General features: G+C 55.5%; 19 protein-coding genes and 1 tRNA gene. 4 read left to right on the top strand and 16 right to left on the bottom strand.

Going from position 1 to position 18,448, the window contains the following annotated elements; translation table 11 throughout:
- The 4 genes from ACOVRA_RS05645 to ACOVRA_RS05630 form a co-directional block, all read right to left on the bottom strand.
- On the bottom strand, positions 1-751 hold a 751-nt coding region (locus tag ACOVRA_RS05645), incomplete at its 3' end, for a dihydropteroate synthase (RefSeq protein WP_421719443.1).
- 11 nt (positions 752-762) lie between these two features.
- Positions 763-1,833 (bottom strand): homocysteine S-methyltransferase family protein, encoded by a 1,071-nt coding sequence (locus ACOVRA_RS05640; RefSeq protein ID WP_421719442.1) that lies wholly within the window; start codon positions 1,831-1,833, stop codon positions 763-765.
- Positions 1,830-2,702: a methylenetetrahydrofolate reductase [NAD(P)H] gene (metF, locus tag ACOVRA_RS05635; RefSeq protein WP_421719441.1), complete on the bottom strand. Its 873-nt coding sequence runs from the start codon at positions 2,700-2,702 to the stop codon at positions 1,830-1,832. The genes ACOVRA_RS05640 and metF overlap by 4 nt, the downstream gene beginning before the upstream one ends.
- Positions 2,699-3,691, bottom strand: coding sequence for an ArsR/SmtB family transcription factor (locus ACOVRA_RS05630; RefSeq protein ID WP_421719440.1), 993 nt, complete (start codon positions 3,689-3,691; stop codon positions 2,699-2,701). The genes metF and ACOVRA_RS05630 overlap by 4 nt, the downstream gene beginning before the upstream one ends.
- 114 nt (positions 3,692-3,805) lie before the next feature.
- Between ACOVRA_RS05630 and rnhA the strand changes: the two genes are divergently transcribed.
- On the top strand, positions 3,806-4,267 hold the full coding sequence (gene rnhA, locus ACOVRA_RS05625; protein WP_421719439.1) for a ribonuclease HI: 462 nt from the start codon (positions 3,806-3,808) through the stop codon (positions 4,265-4,267).
- A 2-nt stretch (positions 4,268-4,269) separates the two neighbouring features.
- Here rnhA and ilvD read toward each other — a convergent pair whose 3' ends face one another.
- The 3 genes from ilvD to ACOVRA_RS05610 form a co-directional block, all read right to left on the bottom strand.
- Entirely contained in the window at positions 4,270-5,994 is a 1,725-nt protein-coding gene (gene ilvD / locus ACOVRA_RS05620; RefSeq protein WP_421719438.1) for a dihydroxy-acid dehydratase, read from the bottom strand.
- Between the two features lie 122 nt (positions 5,995-6,116).
- A complete protein-coding gene (locus ACOVRA_RS05615; protein WP_290803085.1) occupies positions 6,117-6,863 on the bottom strand; it encodes an RlmE family RNA methyltransferase in 747 nt (248 codons plus the stop codon).
- The gene (locus tag ACOVRA_RS05610; protein WP_421719437.1) at positions 6,860-7,924 is read right to left on the bottom strand and encodes a Ppx/GppA phosphatase family protein; all 1,065 of its coding nucleotides are present in this window, start codon (positions 7,922-7,924) and stop codon (positions 6,860-6,862) included. The genes ACOVRA_RS05615 and ACOVRA_RS05610 overlap by 4 nt, the downstream gene beginning before the upstream one ends.
- Positions 7,925-8,079: 155 nt before the next feature.
- Here ACOVRA_RS05610 and hspQ point away from each other — a divergent pair, with 155 nt between their 5' ends.
- Complete coding sequence (hspQ, locus tag ACOVRA_RS05605; protein WP_421719436.1) at positions 8,080-8,412, top strand: heat shock protein HspQ; 333 nt, start codon at positions 8,080-8,082, stop codon at positions 8,410-8,412.
- 46 nt (positions 8,413-8,458) lie between these two features.
- The gene (gene phhA, locus ACOVRA_RS05600) at positions 8,459-9,319 is read left to right on the top strand and encodes a phenylalanine 4-monooxygenase (RefSeq protein ID WP_421719444.1); all 861 of its coding nucleotides are present in this window, start codon (positions 8,459-8,461) and stop codon (positions 9,317-9,319) included.
- Positions 9,320-9,466: 147 nt separating this feature from the next.
- Here phhA and ACOVRA_RS05595 read toward each other — a convergent pair whose 3' ends face one another.
- Positions 9,467-10,699 carry an OmpA family protein gene (locus ACOVRA_RS05595; RefSeq protein ID WP_421719435.1) on the bottom strand — a complete coding sequence of 411 codons (1,233 nt, stop codon included), beginning with the start codon at positions 10,697-10,699 and terminating at the stop codon, positions 9,467-9,469.
- 227 nt (positions 10,700-10,926) lie between these two features.
- Positions 10,927-11,002, bottom strand: a tRNA-Lys gene (locus tag ACOVRA_RS05590).
- A 407-nt stretch (positions 11,003-11,409) separates the two neighbouring features.
- On the opposite strand from ACOVRA_RS05590, the gene ACOVRA_RS05585 reads away from it, so the two are divergent.
- Positions 11,410-12,003 carry a hypothetical protein gene (locus ACOVRA_RS05585; protein ID WP_421719434.1) on the top strand — a complete coding sequence of 198 codons (594 nt, stop codon included), beginning with the start codon at positions 11,410-11,412 and terminating at the stop codon, positions 12,001-12,003.
- A 36-nt stretch (positions 12,004-12,039) separates the two neighbouring features.
- Here the strand turns inward: ACOVRA_RS05585 and tgt are convergent, their stop codons facing one another.
- From tgt to ACOVRA_RS05550, 7 genes are all read right to left on the bottom strand, one after another.
- A complete protein-coding gene (tgt, locus tag ACOVRA_RS05580; protein WP_421719433.1) occupies positions 12,040-13,161 on the bottom strand; it encodes a tRNA guanosine(34) transglycosylase Tgt in 1,122 nt (373 codons plus the stop codon).
- Positions 13,158-14,222, bottom strand: a complete 1,065-nt coding sequence (gene queA, locus ACOVRA_RS05575) for a tRNA preQ1(34) S-adenosylmethionine ribosyltransferase-isomerase QueA (RefSeq protein ID WP_421719432.1) — start codon at positions 14,220-14,222, stop codon at positions 13,158-13,160. The genes tgt and queA overlap by 4 nt, the downstream gene beginning before the upstream one ends.
- Entirely contained in the window at positions 14,209-15,009 is an 801-nt protein-coding gene (locus ACOVRA_RS05570; protein ID WP_421719431.1) for a hypothetical protein, read from the bottom strand. Before ACOVRA_RS05570 ends, queA begins: the two co-directional genes overlap by 14 nt.
- Positions 15,006-15,476 carry a peptidylprolyl isomerase gene (locus ACOVRA_RS05565; protein ID WP_290804771.1) on the bottom strand — a complete coding sequence of 157 codons (471 nt, stop codon included), beginning with the start codon at positions 15,474-15,476 and terminating at the stop codon, positions 15,006-15,008. The genes ACOVRA_RS05570 and ACOVRA_RS05565 overlap by 4 nt, the downstream gene beginning before the upstream one ends.
- 90 nt (positions 15,477-15,566) lie before the next feature.
- Entirely contained in the window at positions 15,567-16,718 is a 1,152-nt protein-coding gene (locus tag ACOVRA_RS05560; RefSeq protein WP_421719430.1) for a peptidylprolyl isomerase, read from the bottom strand.
- Entirely contained in the window at positions 16,715-17,200 is a 486-nt protein-coding gene (coaD, locus tag ACOVRA_RS05555) for a pantetheine-phosphate adenylyltransferase (RefSeq protein ID WP_298230277.1), read from the bottom strand. The genes ACOVRA_RS05560 and coaD overlap by 4 nt, the downstream gene beginning before the upstream one ends.
- Before the next feature lie 34 nt (positions 17,201-17,234).
- Positions 17,235-18,448, bottom strand: a 1,214-nt coding sequence (locus ACOVRA_RS05550; RefSeq protein WP_421719429.1) for a DNA gyrase C-terminal beta-propeller domain-containing protein, incomplete at its 5' end; no start/stop codon positions are given.

Genomic DNA, 18,448 nt, shown 5'->3' with positions numbered 1-18,448 from the left:
CATTGACGATCCCCATATCCATGCCCGCTTTGATCGCGTGATAGAGGAAGACCGCGTGCATGGCCTCGCGCACCGGCTCATTACCCCGGAACGAGAAAGACACGTTGGAGACCCCACCCGAAACATGGGCATGGGGCAAGGTTTCGCGAATGATGCGCGTCGCTTCGATAAAGGCGACACCATAATCATTATGCTCTTCAATGCCGGTCGCGACCGCAAAGATATTGGGGTCGAAAATGATATCTTCGGGCGGAAAGTCCAGCTTGTCGCGCAAGAGATTATAGGCACGGGTGCAAATCTCGACTTTGCGATCAACCGTATCGGCTTGGCCCAATTCATCGAACGCCATGACGACGGCGGCAGCCCCATAGCGGCGTACCTTCTTAGCTTGAGCCAAGAATTGCGCCTCACCTTCCTTCATCGAGATAGAGTTTACGATGGGCTTGCCTTGGGTGCATTTCAGGCCCGCCTCAATGATCTCCCACTTAGAGCTGTCGATCATCAGAGGCACTTTAGCGATATCGGGCTCTACCGAGATCAGGTTCAAGAAGGTCGTCATCGCCTTCACGCCATCGATCAGCGCCGCATCCATATTGATGTCGAGCACATTGGCCCCACTCTCAACTTGTTGCAGCGCGACGGCCAAAGCAGCGGTATAATCGTCATTTTCAATGAGCTTACGGAACTTGGCAGAACCGGTCACATTGGTCCGCTCGCCGACGATGACAAAGTTAGAAAAAGGATTGGTCAAATTGTTCTCGATCACGCTGCAGCGGTAAAGGGTTCAAGGCCAGAAAGCCTCAAGGCGGTTTGGATCGCAGGGGCGACGCGCGGCTTACCATGGCTGGCGGCGTGGGCGATGTGATGAATATGGTCTGGCGTCGTGCCGCAGCATCCCCCCATCACATTGACCAGTCCCTCTTGCGCCCAAGGCGTCATGGTGTGGCACATGTCATCAGGTGTCTCGTCATAGCCACCAAAGGCGTTTGGCAGACCGGCATTAGGATAGACCGAGACCCGACAGGTTGCGACGCGCGACAATTCTGCCAAGAAGGGGCGCATCTCATTAGGGCCCAAGGCGCAATTGAGGCCGATGGACCAAGGGTTCACATGGCGAACGGCGTTCCAGAAGGCTTCGACGGTCTGGCCAGACAAAGTGCGCCCCGAACGGTCCGTGATCGTGCCGGAAATCATAATGGGCACAGCCTCGCCACGCTCTTCCAACACCTCAGAAATCGCATAGAGCGCGGCCTTGGCCACCAAGGTGTCGAAAATGGTCTCAACCATCAGGAAATCAACACCGCCATCCAGCAGGCCCAAGGTTTGCTCCCGATAAGCAACAACCATTTCATCAAAGGAAGCAGCACGATAGCTTGGATCATTCACATCCGGTGACAAGGACAAAGTCTTATTCGTTGGCCCGATGGAACCGACAACGGCCTTGGGCGCATCGGCCGTTTCAAACGCCAAACACGCCTGACGGGCAAGCTTGGCGGCTTCGAAATTCAGCTCATAAGCAAGGGGTTCAAGCGCATAATCGGCTTGGCTGATCGTAGTCGCATTGAAGCTATTGGTGGAGATGAGATCAGCACCGGCCTTCAAGAAAGCCTCATGAATGCCCAAGATGATGTCTGGCTTGGTGATGACCAACAGATCATTATTACCCTTCAACGGATGGCCATGATCGGCAAAGCGGTCACCGCGATAATCATCTTCTTCCAGCTTGAACGTCTGGATCATCGTGCCCATCGCACCGTCCAAAATCAGGATACGATCTTGAGCGATGGCTTCGATCTTGGCCAAACGGTCTTGGCGGCTCGGGAAATGGGTCATGCCGCATCCTTTTCGGTGGTAGGTGTTTTAAGGCCTAACCGACGGCAGGTAGCCAGCGAGAGCTCTGCTCGGTTGAGGGTATAGAAATGGAAGCGGTCCACGCCTTCGGCCTGCAGCTTCAAGCACAGGTCAGCCGCGACAGAAGCGGCCACCATGTCGCGAACCTCTGGGCTTTGATCGAGGCCGTCAAAGGCTTCCGCAAACCAAGCAGGAATGCTGGTGCCGGTCGATGTCGCCATACGTGTATAACCAGCGACATTGCCGACGGGCATAATGCCAGGCAGCAAAGGAATGGTGATGCCAGCTTTGGCCGCCGCATCGCGGAAGCGCAAATAGACATCTGCTTCACAAAAGAACTGGCTGATCGCACGCGTGGCACCCGAATCGATCTTGGCCTTCAACACGTCGATATCATGCTGGAGGCTCGGGCTTTCAGGATGCTTCTCAGGATAAAAGCTGACCGATACGTCAAAGTCGGCAATCCGGCGGGCTGCTGCAGTCACTTCGGTAGCATTCAAATAACCATCGGGATGGGGCTCAAACGCGGTGCCGACACCGGTTGGGGGGTCCCCACGCAGGGCCACAATATGACGCACGCCTGCCGCCCAATATTCCCGCAGCACCTCATCGACTTCCGCCTTAGACGCAGCAACACAAGTCAAATGGGCTGCAGGTTGCAGGCTGGTCTCGTCCAAGATGCGCTTTACGGTGCGGTGCGTACGTTCACGGGTCGAGCCGCCAGCACCATAGGTTACCGAAACAAAATCAGGCGAAAGGGGTGCTAAGCGGGAAACCGCATCCCACAATTTGGCTTCCATCGCCTCAGATTTAGGCGGGAAAAACTCAAAAGAAATCGTGGGCTGGCTCATGATGTAATCCTAGATTCTAAACGTTCTTTTATGACAGTTGGAGCAACGGAAGCAGGCAGTACCGCCTTCCACAATGTGACTGCCAGCCCTGACTGGCCAGCTTCTGGGGCAATGTGCTCAACCGCGCCCACGACCAAGCCAAACTGCTCGCACCATTGCGTAACTTCCTCATCTGGAAAGCCAAGGCGGCGATGGGCATGAACTTCGCGCAATTCCTCAAAAGCATGTGGCGCAAAGTCTGCAATCAGCAAGGTTCCACCGGGTTTCAGGATGCGGGCTGCTTCTTTGATCGCCGCTTGAGGCTCGGGCAAATAGTGCAGAACCTGATGAATGGTCACCAGATCCGCGCAATCATCTTCATAGGGCAGGCCCAAAATATCGGCCTGACGGACCGAAGCCTGACCACTCCCAGTATCATCCAAGCGCGCACGGGCAAGGGCCAACATCTTGCGACTGGAATCAACCCCTTCGGCGCGGCGCGCTTGCGGGGCGAATAATTCGATCATGCGCCCAGTGCCCGAGCCCAAATCAATATGGAGGCCAAAGTGCTGCCCCGCGACCGCGTCAACTAAGCCCGCCTCAACCAGAGCTTCTGGTTGGTGCAAGCGGCGCAAAGCGTGCCATTCGTCGGCTGCCGTTTCAAAGTAAGCACGCGCCACTTCTTCACGTTGCGCTTGGACCTGTGCCAAACGCTCGAGATCCCGATGAAGAATAGAATCATCCTTATCCACCTCATCCAAGATGGCGCGGATAATGCGCCCTGCAGATCCATCGGTTTTTAAGCGAAAGAATACCCATGCACCTTCCGGTCGACGTTCCAGCAAGCCCGCTTCAGCCAATAGCTTTAAATGGCGCGAAACCCGCGGCTGACTTTGATTAAGCACGGTAGACATTTCACCAGCCGCCAATTCGCCGCGCGCCAACAGAACCAGAATCCGCAAACGCGTCGGTTCCCCAATAGCCCTCACAATGTCGACGATCGTGTCCATGCCAAATCCTAACATGAAGATATAAACATATCTTTATATGATCTGGCAAGGACTTTATGCGACATCGCAGACAAAGGGGTTTGAAGTCGCTGAAAACCTCCATACAGAGTTCTCATGACAGAAGCTATGCCTAAGCCCTCAACCGTGACAATTCATACGGATGGTGCCTGTTCGGGAAACCCCGGCCCGGGCGGCTGGGGTGCAATTCTACAATTCAACGGCAATGAGAAAGAGATTTTTGGTGGTGAACCTTTGACCACCAATAATCGGATGGAACTCATGGCCGCGATTATGGCACTGGAGAGCCTGAAACGCCCCTGCCTGGTGGTTCTCTATACGGATAGCCAATATGTGCGCCAAGGCATCACTGAGTGGATCCATGGTTGGAAGAAGCGGCAATGGCGCAAGGCGGATGGTAAACCCGTAATCAACGCAGATTTGTGGCAGCGCCTAGAAACCGCCAACAAAGCCCATAAGGTGGACTGGCGCTGGGTTAGAGGTCATGCAGGTGACCCAATGAATGAGCGGGCAGACGGCCTGGCCCGTCAAGGCACAGAGCTTGCCCGCTCAAAATAGGTTTAGATGTCGGCATATACATGGGTTTCGGCGGCTGCCCCTTCATGGGTGACAGCACCCAAATAGGCAGGGCCAACCAGTTTCGCAAACTTGGCAATCGCACCGGAGTTGTAATTGGTCTTGCGTGGCTTCCAAGCAGCACGGCGGGCTGCAAGAACTTCCTCAGACACTTCCAGGTCAATCGTGCCAGCTTGGGCGTCAATGGCAATGATGTCGCCATTTTCCACCAAAGCAATCGGTCCGCCTACGGCTGCTTCTGGCCCGACATGGCCAATACACATACCACGCGTTGCGCCCGAGAACCGTCCATCGGTAATCAACGCAACGTCCCCGCCCCGACCTAGACCATAGAGCGCAGCGGTGGTGGACAACATTTCGCGCATACCTGGGCCACCACGAGGGCCTTCATAGCGGATGACCAAGACTTCACCGGCTTCAAATGCTTCGTTAGAAACGGCTTCAAAGCATGCTTCTTCACCATCAAACACCCGGGCAGGACCACGGAAGGTCAAATTGGCAAGACCTGCGATTTTCAGCATGGCCCCTTCTGGTGCCATGGACCCCCACAAGCCAACCACGCCGCCATTTTCCGTCAAAGGCGCTTTCACCGAGTGGATGACCTTTTGATCGGGGTTCCATGTTACCTCTTCGATATTCTCGCCCAAGGTCTTGCCGGTTACGGTAATGCAATTGCCGTCGATGAGATTTTCGTCGAGCAGGGCGCGCAACAACATCGGCATGCCACCGGCCTCGCCCATATCCTTGGCGACATATTGGCCGCCGGGCTTTAAGTCTGCGATCCAAGGCGTCAACATGAAGGCGTCGGCGACGTCTTTCATGGTGAACTCAATGCCGGCTTCGTGCGCCATGGCGGGCAAATGAAGCGCGGCATTGGTCGAGCCACCCGTGGCAGCCACGACGATTGCGGCATTCACAAAGGCTGCTCGGGTACAAATGTCACGCGGGCGCAGATTGCGCACGATCAGGTCTACAACCGCATGACCAGAGGCAACGCCATAGGCGTCGCGGTCCAGATAGGGGGCGGGCATGGAGGAAGACAAGGGCAAGCTAAGGCCAATGGCTTCTGCCACACAGGCCATGGTGTTGGCGGTAAATTGGCCACCGCACGCCCCATCACTTGGGCAAGCATGACGCTCAATCTCACACAATTCTTCAAAATCCATTCGGCCAGCTGCATGGGCACCAACGGCCTCAAACACTTCCTGAACGGTGATATCCTTACCCTTATGTCTGCCGGGCAGGATCGAGCCGCCATAAAGAAAGACGCTGGGCACATTGAGACGCAACATCGCCATCATCATGCCAGGCAAACTCTTGTCGCAGCCAGCGACCCCGACCAACGCGTCATAGGAATGACCACGGATCGAAAGCTCAACGGAGTCGGCAATTACTTCGCGCGAGACCAGCGAAGAACGCATCCCTTCATGGCCCATCGCGATCCCATCGGTGACGGTGATCGTACAAAACTCGCGAGGGGTCGCACCGGCTTCCTTCACGCCAGCTGCGACTGCATGACCCTGACGCATCAAAGCCGTGTTGCAGGGCGCACTTTCATTCCAGCACGTGGCGACACCGACAAATGGGGCCTCAATCTCGCGCGTGCCAAGCCCCATCGCGTAATAATAGGAGCGGTGTGGCGCGCGTGCTGCGCCTAAAGTGACGTGGCGACTTGGCAGTCTTGATTTATCCCAGATGCGAGTGGTCATGGCTATTCCTCATTAGTCTCCCGCCTTATGGCGCGGGATCAGTTTTTTTAAAAGCGCAGCAACGGATTTGTGACCATTTGTTGCAGGCTGTTTGGGTCCTGATGGCCGCTGACCGGTTAGGCCTAGCCCTTAAACCCAGTCGCCACCATGAACAGTTCCACACTCTCAGCGCGGCTAGAGGGCGGTTTGGCGTGACGCACGTCTTTAAAGGATTGCTTCAAGAGCGTCAGGATTTCGTTTTCGGTGCCCCCTTGGAACATCTTCGTCACAAACGCACCCCCCGGCGCGAGAACCCGCATCGCAAAGTGGGCTGCGGCCTCGGACAAAGCAGCGGTGCGCAAATGGTCTGTCTGCTTATGCCCGACCGTATTGGCGGCCATGTCACTCATTACCAAATTGGGCGCTCCACCAAGCAGCTCGATGAGGTGGTCTTCCATCCCCTCGGCTAAGAAATCGCCTTGAATGATCGTTGCGCCCTCAATTGGGTCCATCGGCAAGAGATCAATGCCGACCAAAGCTGCTGCGCCACGGCGGGCGACAACTTGCGTCCAGCCGCCTGGTGCAGCACCCAGATCAATCACCCGTCCATGATTTGGGATAAGGTTGAATTTCTCATCCAATTCAATGAGTTTGTAAGCAGAACGCGCCCGCCAGCCATCGGCGCGGGCTTTATGGACATAAGGGTCATTCAATTGTCGTTCGAGCCAGCGAGCGGACTGCGCGGTACGATTCTTGCCCGTTTTGACTCGTGTTGGCGTAGCACGCGTATCTGTTTCACCGACATCAAAGACGACCCGACGCCTACGCTCTGGCAATGCAGGTGGCGGACCCTTTTTGGCCCATTTTCCTTTATCTTTTTCGTCACTCATGATTTTGCCCGCCTCCGCCTGCGCCGGCGGCGCGGTGGTTCTAACATCGTAAGGATTAGCCCCTCGCGTAGACCGCGATCTGCGACACGAAGGCGAAGACTGGGCCAACGGTCCAAAATGGCTTCCAAAATTGCAGCACCTGCCAATACTAAATCAGCGCGGTCCGGCCCGATGCAGGGTTCGGCTGCCCGTCCGGCTTTATCTCGCGCCGTCAAATTCGCGATAGCAGCGCGCGTGTCGCCTTCAGAAATCCACAAGCCATCAACGAGACGACGGGAATAGCGGGCTAAACCTAAATGTACCCCTGCAAGGCTTGTGACAGCGCCAGATGTGCCGACAATATGGGCTTTGCCAGAAATCAAATGGTCGCGAACCTCATCAGGGGCACTAAAGCCGGCCACATGATCGGCCGCGCATTGTTTCATTGCCGCATACCACGCCAGCGTATCGCCATGCTCTGGAAACTGGTCAGCAAGTGTAACTACGCCAATGGGCGCGGAAAACCAATGTTCTAGCTTCGGCCGTCGTTCAATCCCGCGGTTTATGGCCCAAGAAAGCTCGGTTGAGCCACCCCCAATGTCGACAACCAATGCGCCGACTCCTGCCGGATCAAACAAGTCCGCACAGCCAATGACGGCTAGGCGCGCTTCTTCATTCGGGCTGATGACTTCAAACCGAATGCCGGTCTTGCGCGTAATTTCCTTCAGGAAGGAGGCACCATTGCGCGCCGCACGACAAGCTTGGGTAGCCACACAGCGCAATCGAGCAGGCTTATGGCGTGCGATCTTTTCTGAGCAGGCTTGAATAGCGGCATAGGTGCGCTGCATGGCCCGCTCGGACAACAAACCCGTCGCGGATAGCCCTTCGCCTAATCTGACAATCCGTGAAAAGGAATCAACCACTCGGAAGCCCCCGGGGGCACGTTGCGCCACCAGCAGACGACAATTATTGGTCCCAAGATCCAAGGCAGCGAAACACTGCGCAGGATCGTGCGACGCGTGGACGCTCTGTGTCGGGCCACGAACAGGTCCCGTCGCAGGCGTTGAAAGGCCGCCGGCCATGTCAAACCTCTGTATGCGCCGATGTTTAGCGCTTCGTTGCCTCTATCGTAACATCCTATTGGCGAAGGGCAATCTCTGTGCATGTTTCACACGAGGTGCTTGCACGGCGAAACAATCGTGCATAACTCTGGTGCTCAGGAAAGGAGCGCCCTCTCATGTTAAATCAAACAGCTAAGTTTCGGATTGGAGAGATCGTTCGCCACCGGCTCTTTCCATTCCGGGGTGTCATTTATGATGTTGATCCCGAGTTCGCCAATACTGAAGAATGGTGGGAGGCGATCCCGGAAAATCTGCGTCCACGTAAAGACCAGCCCTTTTATCATCTTCTGGCTGAAAATGACGAAACCCATTATGTTGCCTATGTGTCAGAGCAGAATTTGCTACCTGACACCTCTGGTGAGCCAGTCGAGCACCCCACAGTGGCAGAACTCTTCGCGGACTTCGACGGGAAGTCCTATGCGCGAAAGCCAGATTTGAAGCTGAACTAGAGCCCGAGCTGTTTAAAAAAGGGGGTGTGTTGTGAATACCAAAGACATGGATAGCACACTGCCTCCTCACGCTGCCGCTGACTGGACAATCGATCAAAACTGGTCGAGCTATTCCGCCGAAGAACACCAACGCTGGACCCGTCTCCACGAGCGGCAGATGCAAATCTTACCCGGGCGCGCCTGCGATGCCTTTATGGACGGGCTATCCGTGCTCGATCTTCATGGCGAAGGCATTCCTGAGTTTGAAGCTTTGAATAAGCAATTACAGGCCATTTCGGGCTGGACGATTGTCGCGGTACCTGGCCTTATTCCCGATAGTGTCTTCTTCGAACACCTTGCAAACCGGCGATTCCCCGCGGGCAATTTCATCCGCTCAGAGGCCGAGTTTGAATATATCGAAGCACCTGATGTGTTTCACGACATTTTCGGCCATGTGCCTATGCTAACAAATCAAGTCTTTGCGGATTACATGCAGGCCTATGGCCAAGGCGGACTGCGCGCCATGAACTTGAACAGCCTAGACGCTTTGGCGCGCCTCTATTGGTATACGGTCGAATTTGGCCTGATCGATTCAGCGACGGGGCCGCGGATTTATGGCGCGGGCATTTTGTCGTCTCCGGCTGAAAGTTGTTTCTGCCTAGAGTCCCCCTCACCCAACCGTGTCGGCTTTGATCTCCTGCGCGTCATGCAAACGCGTTATCGCATTGATGATTTTCAAGAAACCTATTTTGAAATTAGTGACTTCAACGATTTGTTCCACGCAACATCGCAAGACTTTGCACCGCTATATAGAGCGCTCGAAGCAGCCCCAAACTATGCGCCGGGCGAGATACTTGCCAATGATGCGGTGATCCAGATGGGTGACCATAGCTACACTCAACATAGCCACCTCACAGCAACTCGCTAATTTCGCACAATTCTTTGACGCACGGGGGACTTATCGCTCGCTGCCAGCGTTCTAAAGACAGGCTCAATTGGATCGCTACCGACACCAGCCCCAAAACAAAAAGGCCCGGCGAAACCGCCGGGCCCTCTGTTTAGATTGTGACTAAAATCACTGGAAGGTGAAAGTCACTTCTGCGCGACGGTTCAAGGGTTCCTTGACGCCATCAGCAGTTGGCTTAGCTGGCTTGGATTCACCAAACGCTTCGCCAGTCATCAGATCACCTGGGACGCCGCGGGCGACCAAAGCTTCACGGACAGCAACAACACGCTTCTGAGACAGCTCAATGTTGTATTGTGGCTTACCGGACAAGTCAGCGTGACCTTGGATCAAGGCTGTCTGATAGTTGCAGGCCTGTGCCGACAACTCTTGCACCGCGTTATCCAGCACGCTGGTCGCTTCTGCAGTCAGGAAGGACTTGTTGTGCTCGAAGTACACCACGAGCGAGCGACCGTCACACACAGGTGGTGGTGGTGGCGGAGGAGGCGGTGGTGGAGGTGGCGGAGGAGGAGGTGGCGGAGGTGGTGGTGGCGGAGGTGGTGGTGGTGGTGGTGGTGGTGGTGGAGCCGGTGGAGCTGGTGGTGGTGGTGGAGCTGCGAAGGAATAACGCAGACCCAAGCCCAAGCCACCAATGCCTGGCAAACCGCTTGTACCCGAACCAGCACCCAAAGTCAGAGGAGCCGTGGTCGAGCCACCGATTGCGTTCGAACGAACGCGGCCGGTACCAGCAAACGACAAGTCAGCAACGTTGACATAGGTGTAGGTGATGTCAGCGTTCAAACGCTCAGACAACTTCAAGCCAAGACCGGCCATCAATTGCCAAGCAAAGCCTGTGTCGCTGTCATTGATCGAAACTGCCGAAGCGCGGCTCAAAGCCAACAATGGGCTGGAAGCGTTTGCTTTATCAAACGAGCCGGCCAGCAAATCGACGCGAGCCAAACCAACACCGGCACCGATGAATGGATTGATGTTGCCGTCGCGGTTGAAGTCGTACAAGCCGTTGACCATTGCGGTCCAAACGCCAATGTTACCGACCGTTGAAGAGACGCCGCTGTCTTTGAAACCAGCATTGCCCTTAGCCAATTGAGCTTCAACGCGGAAACCGTTTTCGAAACCATAGCCTAATGCAATGTTTCCGCCCCAGCCGCCATCACCCTTGGCACCCTTGCCAATGATATAAGGCGACTGACCGACGCCCGATGGGTTCACAGGAGCATCAATGTCAACGCTGCCACCGATGCTGTAGCCAGTGCCTGCGCTACCATACCAACCGTCAGCGGATACGATGCCTGGCGCGGCTGCCAATGCGATAACCGCAGAGGCGCAAAGCCAAATTCTCTTCATGGGTCTATTTCCCTCATAAATCGATAACGCCCGGTTGGGCGCTCCACAAACCTAATAAACGATGAAATTGAGAGGTCAACCACTTGCTTAAGGGTTAGTCATGTTCGAAACCGCAAATTTGCGTGTTAACTGCAACAGTGTTGCAATCGAGCCTCACGCGCGCAAGCAGCCGTTTGGTTCCATGATAATAACACCGAATCTACACATGAAACTGTTCAGAACAAAGATGGTGAGCCCGCCGGGGTTCGAACCCGGGACCTACTGATTAAAAGTCAGTTGCTCTACCGGCTGAGCTACAGGCTCCCAAAAATGGGCTTCGCGATTCCGCGGTCCGGGTGTGAGCGGCGCTGATAAGCACAGGCCTGCCGTCAGTCAATGCCTAGAGGTGAAGTTCATAGGCGAATAAGCAAGCTAGCAACACTGTTTTTCTGCTTCTTTTGACACTCAGATAGTTGAAGGAGCCGAATTGGATGACCGATGACGTCAAGGCGTCAAGGCGCAGCAGTTAAAGGCACATGTACCGCGCATTCGGATAGTTGTCAGAAACTTGTGTATTTCACTTAACAGAGAAAGGCCATTCGCTTTGCAATTCGAATTGTCCAAGATCAAAGCGATGCGCGTGCAAGTTGGGCTTGACCAACCTAGTCACGGCAAGGCAAGTCATTACGGGGACGATTTGGAACACGCCGCACGAAAGTGGATCTAACACCATGTTCAACTATCATCCTCTTGATCTTAAACGCGCTAAATCGCTTCAGGTCCGGCTGTTGTCTTTGGTGATGGCAACGCTCAGCACAATTGCTGTCACAGGTTGCGCCAGCACAGGCGCGCCAAAGTCGTCCGCGTCTACCACCACGGCTACCAGCGGAGATGGCAATAGTGGCGAGGCGATTCGCGCTGCCGCTTCAGATGCGGCCGTCCAGCCGTTTCGCGACTTTGGCATGGTGCGACGCAAGATTCCGGCAGCTCTAGCCCGAATCGGCGATCCCTATGCGCCACCGACCGGCCAGACCTGTGAGTGGATTCAATATGAAATCCAGCAATTGGATGCAGCCCTACAAGGCGATGTTGAGGCTGCCGCTGGCCACGACGATCGGTCCATGGCTTCAAAGGGTGGCAATATGGCCAAAGAAGGTGCCACCGAGGCGGTTCGCGGCGTGGGCTCAATGCTAGTTCCACAGCGCAGCTTGGTGCGGATGCTGACGGGGGCTTCAAAAGCCGACCGTTTGTACGCCGAAGCTGAACAGCGCGGCATGGTGCGTCGCGGGTATTTGCGCGGTCTGGCTGATTCGAAGAAATGCTGATCCGAGTCTTCTGGCGGCAGTCGCCAAGACAAAAAACTAAGCGGGATCGAATCCCCACCGCGCCCGCAATGCCTGACGCACCTCACTAAATTGGCCGGCTGCAATTGCGGCCCGTAAATGCGCCATCAAATCCTGATAGAAGCCCAGATTGTGCCAGGACAATAGGGTTTGGCCCAGAATTTCTTCGGCCTTGAACAAATGGTGCAAATAGGCTTTCGACCACTGGCTGCTAGCCGGGCATGTGCTTTCTGGATCTATAGGGCCTGCATCCTCAGCGAATCGAGCATTCTTGATATTGATGGGCCCATCCCACGTCCAAGCTTGGCCATGTCGCCCGGCCCGCGTTGGTAGAACACAGTCGAACATATCAACCCCGCGCGCCACGGCTTCGAGAAGATCAATCGGTTTGCCAACCCCCATCAAATAGCGTGGCTTGTCTTGCGGCAATTCCGGCAAAGTAACATCGAGCGTCCGACACATCAGGTCATGCCCCTCGCCTACCGCCAACCCACCAATGGCATAGCCATCAAAGCCAATCGATTTAAGGGCTTCAGCTGAACGCGCGCGCAAATCGGGAAAGACAGAGCCTTGGACGATCCCGAACAAGGCTTGGGTTGCACGGCTTCCACCAAAGGCCTCCTTGGACCTTGCCCCCCATCGCGCAGACAATTCCAACGAAACGAGAGCTTCTTCATGGGAAGAGCCAAAAGTCGTGCATTCATCTAACTGCATGATGATGTCAGACCCGATCAGGTCGGCTTGCAATTCGATGGAGCGTTCTGGCGTCAACATATGTTTCGAACCGTCGATATGACTTCTGAACTCTACGCCTGCCTCGCTCATTTTGCGCAAACCAGCCAGGGACCAGACTTGAAAGCCGCCAGAATCAGTCAGAATCGGCTTATCCCAGCCCATAAAGTGATGAAGGCCGCCCAACCGCGCCAGGCGTTCGCCGCCGGGGCGCAGCATCAAATGATAGGTATTGCCCAGCAAAATGTCGGCACCCGTGGACTTCACTTGATCCACGCTCATGGCTTTCACCGTTGCGGCGGTACCGACCGGCATAAAAGCCGGGGTTCGGATCTGACCACGCGGCGTGTCCAACACGCCTGTGCGCGCCAGACCATCCGTTGCATGGCGGGTGAAGTTGAAGCTCATGAATTGGAGGCCTTCCAAAGCAAACTCGCGTCGCCGTAAGAATAGAAGCGATAGCGCCCGTCAATGGCATGGCGATAGACTTCGCGCAAAGCCTCCATCCCAATCAAAGCCCCGACCAACATCAAAAGCGTTGATTTAGGCAAATGAAAATTGGTGATCAGGCCGTCAACCACTTTAAACTGATAGCCTGGCGTGATGAAAATAGACGTATCGCCACCGCCATAGGTAATCTGACCATCAGGATCAACGATCGATTCCAATGTCCGCAGGCTGGTTGTGCCAACCGCAATCACGCGCCGCCCTTCCGCTTTGGCGCGCGCCACCGCTGCTGCCGTTTGCGCGCTGACTTCATAGGTTTCAGCATGCATCACATGGTCTTGGATATTGTCGACTTTGACCGGCAAGAAAGTGCCCGCGCCCACATGTAGCGTGACCCAATGCCGCTCAATACCGGCGTTATCCAAGGCTTTCAGTAACGCGGGTGTAAAGTGAAGCCCAGCTGTTGGCGTGGCAACCGAACCTTCCGCGCGGGCATAAACGGTTTGATAGTCCTGAGCATCCTGAGCATCCACCGCCCGTTTGCGTGCGATATAGGGCGGTAAAGGCATCGAACCGAATTGAGCAATTGCTTGATCGAGATCGGCCCCAGACTTCGAGAAGGCTAATGTCACCTCTCCCGCCTCACCGAGTTCCACCACGTGCGCCTTCAACTCAGGATGGATCGTCAACACATCTTCTAACGCAACCCGTTTTGCAGGGCGCACAAAGGCTTTCCAGATTGCCCGATCCAAGCGCTGATGCAGATTGATGTCGAGGGAAACTGGCCCACCAACTGGACCGCGTTGCGCTCGGCTAGCCTTAAGGGACGCAGCCAAAGTCCGCGTGTCGTTGAAAATTAGTACATCGCCGGCGCGCAAAAATCCAGGTAAAGCCGAGACCATGGCGTCCTCAATCGCTTGATTAGGTTTAGAGACCAAGAGACGAGCCGAATCGCGCGGCACCGCTGGCCGCAGCGCGATCAAATCTTCGGGCAGGTCAAAATCAAATTCAGAAAGTTGCATGGTTGTCTTTCAAGTCCGGTACTTGGAGGAGCGCCTCAATCGCGGCGACAAGAGCTGAGGGCAAGGGTCCAAGTCGAGTCAGCTCGGTCAAAATAATTTGAGCCGCTTCAAGTGAATGACCATATCCTGCACAAGCTTGCTTCAACCATTCGCGCCGATCCGGCCAAATCCGCTCAACCCGCCGGCTGGGATTGAAGGGGTCCCCACCCTGCTCTGCCGCCAGTTGCGCATGCAACATGGCGAGCACTAAGTCGAGCGCACTGCCTTGGATAAGTCGTTGAGCAGCGAGCACCTCACCCCGATGAAAGCGTCCAAGACCGACCAAGATGCAGGTCAAAGCCTCTGAAATGCCCCAAGCCCTATCCATCGGCTCTGCATAACGCAATGGTGCCACAAGATTCACTTCAAAGCCTGGGTGCGCCCAAATCAGTCGCCCAGCCTGAAACGGAATCTGCGGTAATTGCTTAGGCGAGAAGACGGCAAACTCGGCAAAAATTCCGTCCTCAAACAGGACTTTCCAACCATCAGGCGTATTTCGATGTGCAAAGCTCAAAGGCTTGACCGATGATAGCCAGTTCAAATCTTCCCGCAGGGCAATCGCGGATTTTGGCTCCGCAATCGCAAAGAAGTCGAGGTCAGAAAAACGATCGGCCCGCGCGATATCCAAGCCGACGGAACCTAAGCCCAAGAGCGCCAAGGCTCCGTCTTGCTGTGCGAGGCTTGCAGCGATGGCATCCAAACGGTCCAACAATCGCTGGACCGCTGGGCCAATCGTGGGGTCGCTCATGCGACGTCTGCTGCGACTTTCATCGAGATGATCTTGCCAGGCGCACGTGGTGGCTCACCCTTTGGCAAAGCGTGGACGGCTTCCATGCCCGAAGCAACTTTGCCCCAAACCGTATATTGGCGGTCTAGGAAAGTGGCGTCATCCAAGCAGATAAAGAATTGGCTGTTGGCCGAATGAGGCGCGTTTGTGCGCGCCATCGAGCAAACACCTTCCACGTGTGGTTCAGCATTGAATTCAGCTTTGAGGTCTGGCTTCTTCGAGCCACCCATGCCGCTGCCATTGGGGCAGCCGCCTTGGGCCATGAAGCCGTCGATTACACGATGGAACACGATCCCATCATAAAAGCCTTCACGTGCCAATTCTTTGATGCGCTCTACATGGCCGGGGGCCAAATCTGGACGCAGGTCAATCGTGACGGTGCCGGTGCTAAGTTCTACAATAAGGGTGTTCTCGAGGTCTTGGCTCATAATGATCTCCATGTCGCAAGGCCTCCTAAACGCAGAAGCGCCCGGGGCAAAGCCCTAGCCGGCAATTGATGTCAGCAATTACGTTTTAGCCTAGCGGACGATCCGGCCTTCTGGAGCCAAATCACAATTGGAAAAAGCGGCACCACGCTGTTCCAAAGTCGCTTTGAGCTTGGCTTGGAAGCTTGGCCCATCTGTCCGTTGCACCATTACCGTCGGACGATCCGCTTCTGCAACGTCCGCCAAGACACGCACGGAGATCATCTTGTCTGGATCGACAACCGGTTCCCCCACTTTGAATGCGCGGATCACATCGGTCCCGACAACGGCTCGCCCCCAGATCGTATAGCGACGATCCAAGGTTGGATAAGCAGCTCGCATCAAGAAGAATTGGCTATTGGCAGAGTTTTCATCACTGCCGCGCGCCATGCTGGCTACGCCAAGGCAATGATTGCCCCAAGCCGCGACCTTTTTGTCCGACGTCCGTTCCATCAACAAATCAGTTTGCGACGTGACAGGAATGGTACCGATCCAGCCAATGGTGGCGCCGCCGCGATCCACCGCGCGAACAAAGTTAGACGTCGCGCCGCGGCGGAAGTTAAACTCGGCCCGCAAATCAGGTTGGTCAGAGCCGCCCGTGCCATCGCCCTTTGGGTCTCCCCCTTGCGCCATAAAGTCAGAGACAACACGGTGGAAGGAAAGACCATTATAGAACCCTTCGCGCGCTAACATCTTAACTCGCGCGACATGACCTGGTGCCAATTCCGGAGCTAACTCGACGATGATGCGACCCTTAGTCGTTTCATAAATCAGCGCATTTTCGGGGTTTAGAACGCGCCAATCTTCTGCAGGAAAGGCTACTTTACTGGTAGCACCTGGCGCGGTTGCAGATGATGCAGGCGCGGCAGGTTTAACTGCAGCCGGCGCAGCTGCTGGTGGTGTGGACCATTGCGCAACGGCCGCTGTCGCAGGTTTGGCGGCGGGCTTGGAAGCACTCGCCGCAGCAGGTGTAGCGGCCGGACGCGCGGCAACAGGTGCTGCAGCTTTCGTCACAGGTGCCTTGGTAGGCGCGGCTTTGGTTGCTGGGGCTGCGACAGGTGCCTTCTTCGCAGGCGCTTTCTTAGGTGGCGGCGCTTCGCCCATCGGCACAACCCGCAAGGCAGGCCCGCTAGACTGGGCATAGACAATAGAGCCCCCAAGGAGGGCAAATCCAAAACAGCCCAAGGCAAGAATTTGCTGTCTCACTTGAATTTCTCCTTCAGGGCATGAACCACATTCGAGCTCACAAAGGGCCTAACGTCGCCGCCTAAGCGCGCGATCTCTTTAACAAGCCGCGAGGCAATCGCCTGATGCTGGACATCGGCCATGTAAAACACGGTTTCGATTTGAGGATTGAGCTTCTGGTTCATCCCAACCATCTGGAACTCATACTCAAAGTCTGACACCGCACGCAGACCTCGGACGATGCAGGACGCGCCCACTTGTTCGGCAAAACTGATCAGCAGACCTTCCATCGGTCGCACTTCAATCTCGCCATATTGCAAGAATTGCTCTGTGTCCTTGACCACCATAGCAACCCGTTCTTCTAGCGTGAACATGGGTCCTTTGTCGCGATTGATAGCGACACCAATCACCAATTTGTCGAACAATTTGATCGCCCGACCTACCACATCTAAGTGGCCTAAGGTGATTGGGTCAAAAGTTCCCGGATAAAGACCAACACGCATCAACGTCTCCTACGCATGGCATGGGGTAGCCTCATCAGCTGCTAGGTGCATCTGGTGAGGCATCCGTCCCCTCTGCGGGACCTTCGGCATCATCTGACCCCATATCGGCCAGACGCTCTACCGAGACCACACGCTCGCCTTCTGAAACGCGGATGATCATCACACCTTGAGTGGAACGACCGGCCCGCCGAATTTGATCTACACGCGTCCGAATCAATTGACCACCGTCTGTCACCATCATGACTTCATCGGTCTCTTCGACTGGGAAAGCCGCCACCAATTGACCACCTCGACGTGAGAGATCATGGGCGACGATGCCCTTCCCGCCGCGATTGGTGACGCGATATTCATAGGATGAAGCCCGCTTCCCCAAGCCTTCTTCGGCGACAGCCAAGACATATTGTTCGCGGGCTGAGAGCTCTGCATAGCGTTCAGGCGACAATTGGGCGGGCCCGGCATCGGCTTCAGCACCCTCATCGGCGGCTTCTGTTGCCGTTGCATCGACTTCTTCGCCCTGAACCGATCGGCTTTGCTTGATATAGGTGGCCCGCTCCTCTGCCGTCACATCAACATGGCGGAGGATCGACATCGCGATCACTTCATCGCCTTCAGCCAAAGTGATGCCGCGCACACCGGTTGAGTCCCGGCCTTTAAAGACACGAACATCGGTCGCTTGGAAGCGAATGCACTGACCCAAGCGGGTGGTCAGAAGGACGTCGTCTTGATCGGAGCAAATGGCGACATCGACGATTTGGTCATCTTCATCATCGAACTTCATGGCAATCTTGCCGCCACGCGCCACGCGCTGGAAGTCAGACAAAGAATTACGCCGCACATTGCCCTTGCGGGTGGCAAACATCAGTTCCAAAGCGCCCCAGCTATCCTCATCCTCTGGCAGAGGCATGACGGTGGTAATCTTCTCGTCTTTCTCGATTGGCAATATATTGGCAATCGAGCGGCCCTTGGTACGTGGATCGCCCTGCGGCAGACGCCAGACCTTCTCGCGATAGACAATCCCTTTGGACGAGAAAAATAGGATCGGTGCGTGGGTCGAGGCTGCGAACAGGCGGACCACGAAATCTTCGTCCTTGGTCTCCATGCCCGAACGGCCGCGTCCACCCCGGTTTTGCGTGCGATAGGTCGACAACAAAGTCCGCTTCACATAGCCAGCGTGCGAAACCGTGACGACCATGTCTTCGCGCTCGATGAAGTCTTCATCTTCGAGATCGAGATCGGCTTCGATAAAGA

The sequence above is a fragment of the Aquidulcibacter sp. genome (genome assembly GCF_049239865.1).
GTDB lineage: Bacteria > Pseudomonadota > Alphaproteobacteria > Caulobacterales > Aquidulcibacteraceae > Aquidulcibacter.
The sequence above is the reverse complement of the archived record's forward strand: the minus strand, read 5'-3'. Positions and strand labels throughout refer to the sequence as shown.